Origin of the sequence: Pseudomonas sp. WC2401 (assembly GCF_041200115.1) — a bacterium.
Taxonomy (GTDB): domain Bacteria; phylum Pseudomonadota; class Gammaproteobacteria; order Pseudomonadales; family Pseudomonadaceae; genus Aquipseudomonas; species Aquipseudomonas fragi.
Window position 1 is genome coordinate 3,815,366 of record NZ_CP165623.1, and the last position, 13,794, is coordinate 3,829,159.

At 57.0% G+C, this 13,794-nt stretch carries 8 protein-coding genes; 7 read left to right on the forward strand and 1 reads right to left on the reverse strand.

Annotated elements, in window-relative coordinates; translation table 11 throughout:
- Positions 1-93 precede the first annotated feature (93 nt).
- From AB3G35_RS17330 to AB3G35_RS17360, 7 genes are all read left to right on the forward strand, one after another.
- On the forward strand, positions 94-2,760 hold the full coding sequence (locus AB3G35_RS17330) for a LuxR C-terminal-related transcriptional regulator (RefSeq protein ID WP_369781847.1): 2,667 nt from the start codon (positions 94-96) through the stop codon (positions 2,758-2,760).
- Positions 2,761-2,933: 173 nt separating this feature from the next.
- Positions 2,934-5,018, forward strand: a complete 2,085-nt coding sequence (locus tag AB3G35_RS17335; protein WP_340079587.1) for a hydantoinase/oxoprolinase family protein — start codon at positions 2,934-2,936, stop codon at positions 5,016-5,018.
- A 13-nt stretch (positions 5,019-5,031) separates the two neighbouring features.
- The gene (locus AB3G35_RS17340) at positions 5,032-6,690 is read left to right on the forward strand and encodes a hydantoinase B/oxoprolinase family protein (RefSeq protein WP_134048808.1); all 1,659 of its coding nucleotides are present in this window, start codon (positions 5,032-5,034) and stop codon (positions 6,688-6,690) included.
- A gap of 64 nt (positions 6,691-6,754) precedes the next feature.
- Positions 6,755-7,651 carry a hypothetical protein gene (locus AB3G35_RS17345; RefSeq protein ID WP_134048810.1) on the forward strand — a complete coding sequence of 299 codons (897 nt, stop codon included), beginning with the start codon at positions 6,755-6,757 and terminating at the stop codon, positions 7,649-7,651.
- A 33-nt stretch (positions 7,652-7,684) separates the two neighbouring features.
- The gene (locus AB3G35_RS17350) at positions 7,685-8,509 is read left to right on the forward strand and encodes an aspartate/glutamate racemase family protein (protein ID WP_369781848.1); all 825 of its coding nucleotides are present in this window, start codon (positions 7,685-7,687) and stop codon (positions 8,507-8,509) included.
- A 54-nt stretch (positions 8,510-8,563) separates the two neighbouring features.
- Positions 8,564-9,904 (forward strand): MFS transporter, encoded by a 1,341-nt coding sequence (locus AB3G35_RS17355; protein WP_369781849.1) that lies wholly within the window; start codon positions 8,564-8,566, stop codon positions 9,902-9,904.
- Positions 9,905-10,072: 168 nt separating this feature from the next.
- Positions 10,073-12,013 (forward strand): avidin/streptavidin family protein, encoded by a 1,941-nt coding sequence (locus AB3G35_RS17360; protein ID WP_369781850.1) that lies wholly within the window; start codon positions 10,073-10,075, stop codon positions 12,011-12,013.
- A 727-nt stretch (positions 12,014-12,740) separates the two neighbouring features.
- On the opposite strand, the gene AB3G35_RS17365 is transcribed toward AB3G35_RS17360, so the two are convergent.
- Positions 12,741-13,742 (reverse strand): hypothetical protein, encoded by a 1,002-nt coding sequence (locus AB3G35_RS17365; protein ID WP_369781851.1) that lies wholly within the window; start codon positions 13,740-13,742, stop codon positions 12,741-12,743.
- Positions 13,743-13,794 lie beyond the last annotated feature (52 nt).

A 13,794-nucleotide genomic window follows, 5' to 3' on the forward strand; every position in this document is an offset into this window, starting at 1 on the left:
CTAAAGAACGTGCCGCACTGAATGCACAGGCTGTAACACTGTTAAGCAACGCTTGCGCGTATTTACTGTTACAACTCTAAAACAAAAGCATCGGTGCCCCTCATCATGGCCCAGAAGCCCCCCTCCCATTCATCGAATGCATGGTATTGGATCAGCAAGCTGACCCCGCCACAGATATTACCCACGTCAGTTTCTCGGGAAGCATTGCTCGCGTCGATGAAGGAGAAAGCCTGTGTTCCCCTGACACTGCTGACGGCTCCGGCTGGCTACGGTAAAACCACGCTGCTGATGCAATGGCATGAGGTTTTGCGACAGCAGGCTTCCGAGGCGGTAGTGGCCTGGTTGTCACTGGATGAAGCCGATGGCGAACCGCAGCGCTTTCTTGCATACCTGATCCTGGCCCTTGACCATGCCGGCATTGAGCTGGCGCATTTGCCCCATCTGGCCACATCGCAGGCGCTGGATGTTCAGCCACAACGGACACTCCATGCGTTGCTCCACGCACTTGCCTGCGAAAATCGTGCAATCACCCTGTTCCTGGACGACTATCATCTCGCTGCCAGCCCAGATACGGCGGGTATCTTGGGCCAGCTGTTGGAACAAGCGGCCCCGTGGCTACACTGGGTGGTTGCGAGTCGAACTCGCCCAGACTGGCCGCTGGCACGCTGGAAGGCCAAGGGATGGGTGCATGAAATCTGTGCCCGGGAGTTGACCCTGTCCCTTCAGGAAACGCACTGCATATTGGGCGAAGCGTTGGACGCAAACACGCTGCTTCAGGTTCACGAGAGCACCGAGGGCTGGGCTGTAGCGGTACAATTGGCTCGCCTGTGGCGCTCCAGCAGTGACGGTTCGGCTTACGGATTGGCGGCCTTCTCCGGTGGCGTGGCTGATGTGGCCAACTATTTCACCACTCACATTTTCAACAGCCTGAGCGAGAGCTGCCAAACACTCTTGCTGCAGACATCCCTGTTGCAACGCTTCAACGCCGATCTGGCGGATGCGGTAGGCGGTCGACATGACAGCGCCGATCATTTAAGACAACTTGCCCATCTCGACACCCTGCTGATTCCGCTGGATGCCGAGCGCCAATGGTTCCGCTATCACACCTTGCTGCGAGACTTTCTCCGGCTGCGCGTCGACAGCCAACAGGCACGAGCCATACATCATGCAGCGGCCCACTGGCTGGCTCATCAGAGGGACTGGAGCCAAGCGGTCCATCATGCGTTAAAGGCTGACGACACGTCGTTGGCGGTGAGCCTGGTCGTCCGTGCCGGCGGGTGGGAGCTGGTGCTGCACCAAGGGATCCGCTACGCGCAAAGCCTGCTGCGCCAGTTCGATGCTGGTACCTGCAACAGCCACCCGGATTTGCTGCTGCTCCAGGCCTATCTACATGCCAAGCTGGGCGATCACCCGCTGTCCTCAGAGCTGTTGCAACGTGCCCGCAGTGCGCTGGCCGGGAACGCACGACTGACCCGCGATTTCCACGTTATTCAAACTCTGGCAGCGGCCTATCAGGATCATCTGGAACACATTGATACCACCCCCCCAAGCGCCCATGAACCCCCCTGCCCCCTTGACCAAACACTCGCGCAAGCCACACTCGAGTGCGTTCATGCACTGGCCGCAATGGCCCGGGGCGAGCTGGCTTCAAGTCTGCACACCCTCCGGGCCGCGCACATCAAAATGCGGATTATTGCGAGCCCTCGCGGGGAAAACTATTGCCGCATCCACGAAGCCCAGGCACTTGCGCTGTCAGGGCAGATTGACGATGCCAACCATTTGCTGGAAGAAGCACTCACATTTGCTAATACCCAATTCGGCCCGGAAAGCTCCTTGCGCGCACTGGTAGGTTGCTTCAAGGCCCGGCATCTGTATTGGCAAGGGGAATGGATACAAACCCGACCCTGGCTTGAGAACGGCTGGGCCGCGCTGGAGCATGCAGACGGTTGGCTGGACATCGTCGCGGTGACGGCTGAAGTAGAATGGCGGACCCGATTGCGCAGTCATGGGCTGCATGCCGCATTGCTCAAGCTGGATCATGTAGCGCAACTGGCAAATCTGCGCCAATGGCCACGGCTATATCGACTCGTGCAGGCCTGGCGCATCGATGCACTGGCACAAGGCGGGCAACTGCAAGCCGCACGTCAGGCCCTTGTGCAGGTCGATCTTGAACAGACCGCCAGCTCTGACGCTGACTGGCGCAACCAGGAAGCCGCGACGCTGGCGTTGGCACGGGTGCAGTTACAAAGCGGCTCATCAGGTGCAGCACTGATACGTCTGCAGCGCGCAGCCACCGTAATGGAAAGCAAGTCTCTGCTGCTACCTGCATGGCGCCTGCAATTGATGGCCCTGGCCGCCAGATACAAGGCTGGGAGTCTGGAATCTGCAGATGTATCTGAAGTACTGGCACCGATACTGAAACATGCTCTGTCGGGGCTGCTTCTAGAGGTCGGCCCCTGCCTGTTGCCTGCACTGACTGCCCACCCGGGGCCGACTCCCATGCTCGCCGCTGTCATTAAAAAACTGCGCGGCTGGCGCGTACACCCGAAGCGTTCAGAGACCACGCTGAGTGCAAAGGAGCACCAGGTGCTGGGCCTGCTCGCCACCGGCCAGTCCAATAAAACCATCGCCCTCGAGCTGGATGTTTCCGAAAACACGGTGAAGTTTCACCTTAAGCACCTGTTCGCCAAACTGGGCGTGGATAATCGCACTGCAGCTATCAACGTTGCCTTACGCCAAGGGCATCTCCCCCCCTTCTAAGCCATAAACCTACCCATCCGGGTAGGCTCGATAGCGGGTTGCCCTGCCCCCTACCCCTACAACCCGTAGCATCTCCCCCTCTGCACTGCCTAGCATCGTGATCATCAGTAGGTGGTCGCGATGGCGATCATCTCCGGTTTCTTACAAGAACAACAAAGTCCGGGAGATGCATTGTGCAATCGAACCGCAAAATCGTGCGCGTAGCCACCGATGTGGGTGGCACTTTTACTGACCTGGTGTTCTTTGAGAATGATCCGGACACAGGTCAGCAGACATTGCGAACCGCCAAGGTAGATACCACACCACCGAACTTCGCCGAGGGCATCCTCAATGTCTTCAAGAAGGCACGGGTAAGCCTGCCGGATGTGGACTTTCTCGCTCACGGCACCACGGTGGTCATCAACGCGCTAACTGAGCGCCGCGGGGTCAAGACCGCGCTGATCACCACCGCAGGCTTTCGCGATGTGCTGGAAATCGCTCGTGCCAACCGCCCGGACTACTTCAACCTGAAATGGGAAAAACCGGCGCCCTTTGTACCGCGCTACCTGCGCCGGGAGATCGTTGGACGCCTGCATACCGATGGTAGCGAGCGCGAGCCATTGCAACTGGGACCACTGGCCGCAATGCTTGATGAGTTGCGCACAGAGGGGGTGGAGGCCATTGCCATCTGCCTGCTGCAGGCCTACGCCAATCCCGCTCACGAACTTGCCGTGCTGGCAGAAATCAAGCGGCTATGGCCACAGGTATCAACCGTGGCCTCGCACCAGATCACCCGTGAATGGCGCGAGTATGAACGCAGCAGCACGACCGTGCTGTCAGCCTATGTGCAGCCGATTGCGGCACATTACCTTGATGAACTTGAAAGCGGATTACGCGATGCGGGCTACCGCGCCCCGCTGTACATCATGCAGTCCAACTGCGGAGTCGACAGCGTTGCCCATGCACGCAGCATCCCGATCACCATGGTCGAATCCGGCCCGGCCAGCGGCTTCTGGGCAGCCGCAGAACTTGGACGCTTGATCGACGAGCCCAACCTGTTGGGCCTGGACATCGGCGGCACCACCGCCAAATGCGCACTGATCCGTGACGGCCAGGTCACGATCAAAACTGACTACTGGATCGAGCGCGACCGCCTCAATGCCGGTTACCCGATCATGGTGCCAGTGGTGGACCTTGTGGAAATAGGCAACGGCGGTGGATCAATCGCCTGGGTGGATGACTTCGACAAGCTACATGTCGGCCCCCACTCTGCCGGCGCCCAACCCGGGCCTGTGGCGTATGGTCAAGGTGGCTGCGACATCACCACCACCGATGCCAATCTGGCCCTGGGGCGGATCAACCCAACCTACTTCTGCGGCGGCGAGGTGGTCGCCGACCTGGAGGCCGTCGCGCTTGGTCTCAGCTCTTTGGGCGAGCGCCTGCAACTGCCCGCTGAAGAAGTCGCACGTGGTGTGGTGCGCCTGGCCAATAACAACATGGTGAACGCGTTGAAGCTGGTCTCGCTGAGTCGTGGCCACGACCCGCGGGAGCTGACCCTGATGGCCTTTGGCGGAGGTGGTGCCCTGCATGCGGTGGCCCTGGCTCAAGAGCTTGGGGTCAAGAAGGTCATCGTGCCACGCGGCGCGTCGGTGTTTTCAGCATGGGGCATGACGCTGTGCGATCTGCGTCGCGACCTGTTCATCAACCGTTTCGTCGACCCCTGCGAACAGCAGGCATTGCGCCAGGCGCAGGCGTTTTTAGACCAACTGATGTCCTCGGCGCGAGAACAATTTGTGGCTGAAGCGATCGCCCCGGAACAGGTCGTGCTGCAGGTGCATTGCAAGCTGCGCTACCAGAATCAGGAACACTCAGTGGAGGTAGCGCTGGACGATCATGAACAGCTCGACCTCGACTGGGCACAGATTGCACAGCGCTTCCACATTATCTACGAGCAGCACTACACCTATCGCCTGGATGCTCCGCTGGAGATCGTCGGATTTCATCTGGTAGCCATCGCCCAAATAGACAAGTGGAGTCCGCAGGAACTACCGGTCAGCGGGCGTTCGCTGGAGGCCACGCACAAGGGCCAGCGCGTGGTGGACTTCGCCACTGATGGCATCCACGACGCAGCCATCTACGACTATGCGTTGCTTGAGCCTCACATGTGCTTTGACGGCCCTGCCGTCATTGAGGATGCGGGCACTACCGTACTGGTCCACCCGCGCAATCACGTGTTTGTGGATCGGCTTGGCAACCTGCACATCACGATTAACGGATGACCGGAGTTTTCCCATGCAAACGCTCGATATCTTTACCCGCGACATCATCCAGAACTCACTGCAAGCCATTGCCGACGAGATGTTCGCCGCCATGCGCAAGGCAGCGATGAGCCCGGTCATCTACGAGGTGCTCGACATGGGTACTGGCATCACCGATGCCGACGGTGAGATCGCCAGTTCCGGGGCTGGTATACCGGCCTTTGTGGGAGTGCTGGACAAGGCGGTGAAACAAATCCTGCAGCAGCATCCAGGGCCGGATGATATCCAGGATGGCGATGTCTTTATCTGCAACGACCCACACAGCGGCGCAGTGACCCACCTCAACGATGTAGTGCTGGCGATGCCGGTTTTCACTGAGGGGCAGCGCGTGGCCTGGACCGCCAACATTGCCCACTGGAATGATGTCGGCGGCATGGTGCCGGGGTCGCTCTCGACCCATGCCACCGATATCTTTCAGGAAGGCCTGCGTCTGTGCTCAGTCAAACTGATCAGCCGCGGCCAGCCTATCCACTCGGTATTGCAAATATTGCGGGCCAATACGCGCATGCCGGACTTCATGGAGGGCGACCTTTGGGCTGGGGTAGCCGCTGTTCGTGGTGGCGCATTGCGCCTGCGCGAGTTGACTGCCAAGTACGGCACGGATCTGTTTCTGCTGGCGATGCAGGACTTCATGAATCTGGGCGAGAAGGTCTCGCGCATGGCCCTGGCTGAGCTGCCCGATATTGCCTTGTCGCTGGAAGAACCACAGGACGATGGCAGCCTGTTCAGGGTTGCCATACAGATCCATGACCGCAGCCTGACCATCGACTTGCGCGATAACCCTGACCAGTGCGCCGGGCCGACCAACCTGAGCCGGGACGGTGCCGTAGTTGCCGCACAGATGGCGTTCAAGGCCCTGACTTCACCTCAGGGAATCACCAACGGCGGCACCTTCCGCCCGCTCCATGTACTGACCCGTCCCGGTTCACTGTTCGATGCCCGCTCACCGGCAGCTGAAGGCTTTTATTTCGAGAACCTGATCCGCGTGCACGACCTGATCCTGCGCTGCCTGGCCCAGCAGTTCCCCGACCGCCTGCCCGCCGGCAACTTTGCCTCGGTCTGCGCCACCATCATCGGCGGCCAGCACCCCGACACCGGCCGAGCGTTCACCCTGGTAGAGCCGGAAATAGGTGGCTGGGGCGCCCAGGCCGGACGCGATGGCAATAACGCGGTGTACTCGGGGCTGCATGGCGAAACCTACAACTGCCCGGTAGAAGTTTGCGAGGCCCGTTATGGCCTGTATGTCGAACGCATGGCTTTGAACGATGAGCCAGGCGGGCATGGCCAGTACCGTGGCGGTCGCGGCATCTGCATCGACTACCGCGTGCGCAGCGACGCCAGCTTCCTGACCTGCGGCTATACCCGCTCCGTTGTACCACCCTGGGGCCTGCAGCAAGGTCTTGAGGGCACACCCAATTACGTCGAAGTGCTGCGTGAGGGTCATGAACCGCAGCGTTATGCCATGGCCAGCAGCATCGAGCTCAACGCCAACGATCTGGTCAGGGTGCGCACCGGTGCCGGGGGCGGCTACGGCCCACCGGGGGCACGAGCTCCCGGTGCGGTGCGAGAGGACCTGAAAAACGGCTACATCGACGCCGCCACCGCATGCGCTGTGTATGGCGTAGAGGCCTGACCCCGATTTTGCCGCCACCCGGCGGTCTCCATGCGTTCACCTAAAACAATAAGAGGGAATCGTCATGTTGCAACACCAGCTGTATCGCGCTTTGCGCACCTATGGCCTCTCGCTGGCCACAGTGCTGGCTATCAACGCATCGGCGCAGGCCGAACAGTTCATCGGCTTTGGTCAACCAGGGCTGCCTGGGCGCTGGGCCGTGGAGACCTTCCCCGTCTACAACCGCAATGCCGATGGCAACGTGCGGGCGGGGGGCAATACCGTCCTGGCCTATTTTTCAGAGACCGGTTTTACCGAAACGACCCGTGATCAATTGCAATTCTGGGTCGGTGCTGTCCCTGGTTACGCGAGCACCAATGGCGCAAAAAACACCAATGCCTGGGGCGTCGCATCGCCCAATCTCGGCTTCGCCTACTACTACAACGTGGTCGAACCCACCAGCGCCTACGGCACCTCGGATTACACCACCTTCTGGACCAATCCAACATTGATGGTCGAATTTCCCAACGGCAACGATGACATCGCCGGTCACGGTGCGTTCGCCAACCGTTATGCAGCCAGCTTCAGCGTCGCCAACTATCTGCAAGTGGGTCGATTCGCGGCCACCTTTACCCCCGTTGGCGTGCATTACGCCGCCCGCAATCGCAACACCACCGACCTGGGTAACGGCAACCCACAGCAGCTGCGCGGCGGTGTCAGCTATTGGTTTGCTGACATCGCCGCCGGCTATCGGGTACGCGACGACTTGTGGCTGGGGGTTCACCACGTTTACCACGTCAACAACCGAGCGGCCTCCAGCTTTGCCCCGTCGAAAGTCGGAAAAATCGGCCCCTCAATGACCTACACCGGGTTTTCCCGCCAAAACCTCTATCTCTCCGCCAACTTCAATATCGACTACCACCACAGCGAGAACCTGCGCCGCTCCAATGAGCTGACCATGGCAGTGGTGAAGTTCTTCTAGGCCTTCAAAACATCAAATCCGAGGCACCACCGAATGAAGACTGCGACAGCACCCACCCCCCAACCGCACGACGAACCGGTCTCGGTACGCTGGCTCAATCCGATTGGCCTGCCCACCTTTGATAAGCCAATTGCCGATCTGCTGCACGGGATCAAACAGCCCTCAACCCGTATTGAGGTTGTGTCCTTTGACATGAAGCCCAGCCCGACGCACCTCGAATACCGGACCTATGAGGCACTGACCTATGGGCCAACCCTGCGCATCGCCCGCGACTGCGCACAGCAGAACATTGATGCCCTGGTGATCGGCTGCTTCTACGATCCGGCGCTGGAAGACGCGCGGGAGATTTCCGCTGACTGCCTGGTTGTCGGCCCCTGTCAGGCAAGCTTGCAGGTCGCCGCGCAACTGGCCAACCGCTTCTCGATCATCGTCGGACGTGACAAGTGGATGGAGCAGATGCGCGCGCGAGTACGGGGTTACGGTGCCGCTGATCGACTCGCGTCGATGCGCGCACTGGGCATGGGCGTCGATGAGTTCCAGAAAGACCCCGCCCTCACCCGACGCCGTATTATTGAACAGGCCTTCCTGGCAGTTGAGGAAGACGGCGCCGAAGCCATCATTCTGGGTTGCACCATCGAGTTCGGTTTCTTCGAACAGGTTCAGCGTGAAGTCGGCGTACCGGTCATCGACCCTGTCGTGGCGGCCTTCAAAATGGCCGAAGCCCTGGCTGACATGAAGCGACGCTTTGGCTGGTCTCCAAGCCGCGTTGGCAGCTGCGAGCCTCCACCCGAAGCGCAGATCAATGCCTTTGGTTTGTTCCAGGGCCCCGTGCCAATCGGTAATCGCATCGATGCTTAGCCCCTACCACTAGAGGCGGCTGACTGCCATCTCCCCCACCAGGATCTCATCCCCATGAGCGAGCGCATGCCACTGTCCGATCCCGAAGCTCCATGCTGCCGTCAGATCGGCGATGTTTTTCACGATGTTCCCTTGACCCGCGAGCACCTCAAATGTTGTCTGGCGCTGTTCTTCGTCTTCGCCATCGAGGCGTGGGAGATGATGATCATCGTCTACACCGCACCGCTGATTGCTCAGGACTTCAATCTCGATGCACTGGCCGTTGGGCACCTGATTGGCGCCATGTTTATCGGCATGCTGTTGGGTTCGCTGGTGTGGGGCAAGCTGGCCGAGCGCATCGGACGCAAAGGTGCCGTGATCTGGAGTCTGAGCAGTTACGGCCTGATCTCGCTGCTCAGCGCATTCGCACCGGACTTCACTACGTTGTACGCACTTCGGCTGCTGTCCGGTGTGGCGGCCGTGGGCATGATGGTCGTTACCTTCGCCCATTACCAGGAACTGCTGCCGGTGCGCCAGCGAGGTGCCTTGACTGTGTACCTGGCGTCGGGCTGGCCGATCGGTATGTTGTTGGCACTGGGTGCTACGGTGTGGTTGATGCCTTATGGTTGGCGCACTGTCATTGCCGTGAGTTCGCTCGGCGGTTTGTGGGCATTGGTGGTGGCACGCTGGGTGCCTGAGTCACCGTACTGGCTTGCCAGTGTCGACCGCCAAACTCAAGCACGTACCGTGATTGCCCGCCTCAGTGACGGAGCAGTGCTGGTGCCAGCAGACTGTAAGTTGCAGGTAAACCTGGCCGGCAGTGGTCAGCATCGCGAGCTATTCGCACCAGCACTGCTGAAGGTCAGTACGCTGCAGATCCTGGTTAACTTCACCTTTTCCTGGGGCTATTGGGGACTGCAGACCTGGCTGCCAACCCTGCTGCAGCAACGCGGCCTGAGCCTGCCGCAGAGCTACGGCTTCATTGCCCTGTCAGCGCTGTGCATGATTCCTGGCTACATGGCCGCATCGTGGCTGACCCATCGGTATGGCCGCAAGAAAATCATCATTGGCTTCATCAGTGCGTCAGTCATTGCCGGCTATGGCTTTGCCAACTCGCAAACCCTGGAGATGCTTTACCTGAGCAACTTCGCCCTGGCCTTCTTCAGCCTGGGCGCCTGGGGGGTGTGGGGCACATGGATCGCTGAGTTGTACCCGACCCGACTGCGCACTATTGGTTACGGCTGGGCAATTCTGGCCCAGCGTATTGCCAATATTCTGGCACCTTCCTTGATCGGTGCGTTGGTGGCCTATGGCACATCGTTCAACATCACCACCACCTTTATCAACGCCTTCATGCTGGTAACCGTACTACTGGCGCTGTTCATTCCCGAAACCGAAGGCAAGACTCTGGAGTGACATAAGCCATAGCGCTTTTTCAGACATATTAAATCGGCCAACGCTGACATTTTTCTCACCGGTTAATGCGTTTGAATAGCGGTAGAAGCATGGATGCCTACCGCTCCAGCCGTATCAACAAATCCCCCACGAAAGTGACAACCACAATGATCAGAGATGGAACTCACCATGGACAATGACCACCAGCCACAGGGGCTGACCCTGACCATGCATCGCGGCCCATACCAGAACAACGGCGCCACGCCGTGGTACTCAACCGTGCCCATCGGTACGCCCGAACAACCGCTGAAGCTGGCGCTCGACACGGGCACCAATATCACATGGGCGACCTCCACTCTCTGCGCACCGGATCGCTGCCTGCACTACAGCGCTGGCCGGTTCGACTATCAGTCTTCCAGCAGTTTCAGATTCACCGACTGTTTACAAAGACCCTACAGTTTCGGCCCGTGGGGGACAATGCAAGTCGAGTCGGCAGCAGACGTGATGACACTCAACAAGACGAAACTGCACATCCAACTCCTACTGGCCGCGGACTATGCCGGTGCACAATTCAGCCAGCTGGATTGGGACGAAGGCATTGGCCTTCCTAGTAGCAGTGCCTATACCGACGGCCGAAGTTCATTCGTTTTTCAAGAGCTGATGAGCACCGGAAAGATTGACCCACAACAACCTTTCATTGCTTTCGACCTGGATACAGTTTCAGGGCGAGGTCAGTGTCAGTTGGGAGCAATTGATACCAGCAAGACTCGAGGCCCTCATCTGTTTCTACCCTGGTCGGTCTACAGCAAGGTGCCTGGCGTAGAGTACATCTGGTCCACACCATTGGTCTCCTACGCAGTCGGCGGCGATGTATTGGCCAGGGACATCATTTTTGCCCTGGACTCCGGATCTTCCCGATTCAAAGGCGACGACCGGCTTATGCGCCAAACCCTGGAGCGAATCGCTCAAGGCGGCTTTCCAGATGTAGTGCTTGGCTTTGCTGATGGTGAGATTACGATCGGGGCAGACCTTTACAGTGTATTAATCGAAGAAGGCCCTGATAAAGGGCAAAAACTGCCTCAATTTGAACCACTTGGGCTAGCCGATCTTGTGCTGGTCGGTTCGGTGGTGATGGAGCATTGCTATACCGTCTATGAATATCGCGTTGTGCAATGCCGTCCGGGCGACTACTCGTTGGCACCTGTTGGCGTATGGCTGTACAACCGCCCAGACGGACCACAGATCATCACTCGATCATCTTCGCGACACTTCAATACAGTACCCAGGCCACCCACCTGCACAAAGCTGATACTCGGCGCCACCCAAAGGGCGCAAGCTCCTCTGCAGCCATTGTCTGCCGCCGGGACCTGGAGGAATGACTACGGTTCAGTCATGACGCTCTCGGTACAGGGAAATCGGATATCAGGCACTTATCAGTCGTCCACTGGTTCAACAGGACAATACGAAGTCAGCGGTTATCAAATTTCTCCTGTCTCGAAACAGCAACAGGGTTGCCCCGTATCACTCGCCATTGAATGGCACTCCGTGGGCAAAGGTACGACTGACCCTAGCTGGAACTGGACTTCCGGATTATGTGGGCAACTTTACCGAGTGGATGATGACGACACATTGGTGCTTTCGCACCTGCTGGTTGCCACAAGTGACTTTCCTGGACTTGCCGACCAAGGAACCTACATCGATAAGCTGATCTACCGCAGAGTTACCCTCGCACCGCAGCCCCTGCCTATCGAACCAACACCACTGCGAGAGATTAAGGACCGTTTAAACGGCGTCTGGCTCGCCACCGATGGAAGCCACTTGGACCTAAGCGTTCATGCTTGCGAACACCATGCATTTGGCTATGTTACCGGCAGACTATTTTCCAAGGAGGGCGAGATCGAAGTATCTGGTTTCACCGACATCAATGCTCACGCCAGTGGACTGTCATTGCAATCGGTCAGCCTGGCGACACTCAAACTCGCGAATGCTTCGGCTTTGTCCCTTACAGGTTCAATTGACCTGAAAATCAACATTCTGAACGTGTTGGTCATGGCCAGTGCACCCACTCCAGCTGGGCACAGCTATGTACAGACTCAAGTGAAACCGCTTACGTTCTCACGCGGGCAGTAAGCTTTGCCTTAGATACTCCCGCAGTTACAGCTCAGGGACGTCGCGGTCGACTTTATCTAGGTGGACTACCCCGGCTGGCCAGCGCGGGATTCAGTAAGTGGATCTATTGAATGCCTGCATCCCTCTGCGGGTGGGTACGGGGCTGTTGGGCGAGTCGTTCGCCCGGTGTGGCAGGATCTGGAATGCGCTCGGGGCGAAGAAATACGGTCTGCGCCTAAGGCTACGAGCATGAAATTGAACATCGAAAATTTCAAAGTGCAGCCCGTAACATCAAAATCTCGCCGCGAGCTTAAGACGAGCCAAACCGGCGCAAGGCTTACGTCGCCTAAAAATCGATGGGGGTAAATGTGGGGCTAAATTTCAGACATGAAAAAGCCCAACCTTCACAGATTGGGCTAAGTCATTGAATAATATGGTCGGGACGGAGTGATTCGAACACTCGACCCCTAGCACCCCATTCAAGCTGGACTTACTCAGCGCCAGTAAATACGGGACTCCAGCAACCGGCGCTCGCTGCAACGACGCCCAACGCTGCTGGATACCGAGTAACGATGTCACTCGAAAAGTCACTGAGGCTTTTCTCCCTCCTGCTGCGCCGGTTCTTGCAGAACAAGCAATTATCAATTTGGGGTTTGTAACGTCTGCATCTTCACACCCGAGACAAAGCAACATGTGATTTTTAGTCACAACAAAACCAATTGCGACTAGCCCACTTTTAGATTACGGATCAATTAGATCGTAAACTGTGAGCCCAATTTGCCACCCCCCAATAATCCATACCTGTCACCAATTCAAAGTACTGATCTAACAACCTTGTGAATTGAGCCATTGACCCACCATTGTGATTGCTCATGCAAAAAAAAGTATCCAATCGATGCCAACGATGGTCTTTCCTTAACTGCCAATATGCTAACAATGCAGCCCTTCCTTGAGACTGTTTGTAGAGGGCCAAACCTTCTTCCCCTCCCAGGGAGTAAATTTTGTTCCTTATATTCCCAAGAAGAACTAATGGATCTTCAATATCATCTAATCGTTTCGAAATTGATGCTGGAATAGGGGCCAACCTAAACTCTTCAACTACATATCCGCCCGAAAGATCAACACTTACATTTACAAAATCAATATCCAGATCAACCTTTGGAGAAAAAAATATACGACACTCGTTCTGCTCTATATATTTTTCCCTTTTTACAAGCGCAGATCCGCGCACAAACCCCTCAACTTCTCTAAGCTCGAATTGATTAGCTCCATATGAAACATCTTTAACTATAGGCCTATCGAAAATATCTGACAACCTCCGACCTTCGCCATCAACTCCGCTCTCATATATTTTCCTAGCAATCAAATCTAAATCACGAAAGCTAGCGCAAGAATCATATCCATCACGAAGCATCTCTTTTTTCAAATCATTTAATTCACCTTTGGCAAAGCACAGCACAAAACCATTTTCTTCGCTTACGTTAATCAAATTGGAAATAGTCAAATGAAACCCTGACCCTTTAATCATTCTTGCGTCTTCTAGCTTCTTCCTTGCTCCATCTACATCCACTCCAGGAGGAAGATCCAGCTTATCAATCGTCGTAAAAGCCTGGCCCTCTTGACAATCTCCAATCCATCCATCATCCCAAACTTTCTCCATCAGCCGGTAATACGAAAGCGACGTAAATCTAAGCTTTCCTTTTAAGGTATCGTCCATGTACTTGCTCGCCATAAATCTATAAAAACCCATCAGCCTACTCCTTGTTTATGTTGGATATTCATAATGGCTCACCCTAACTCTC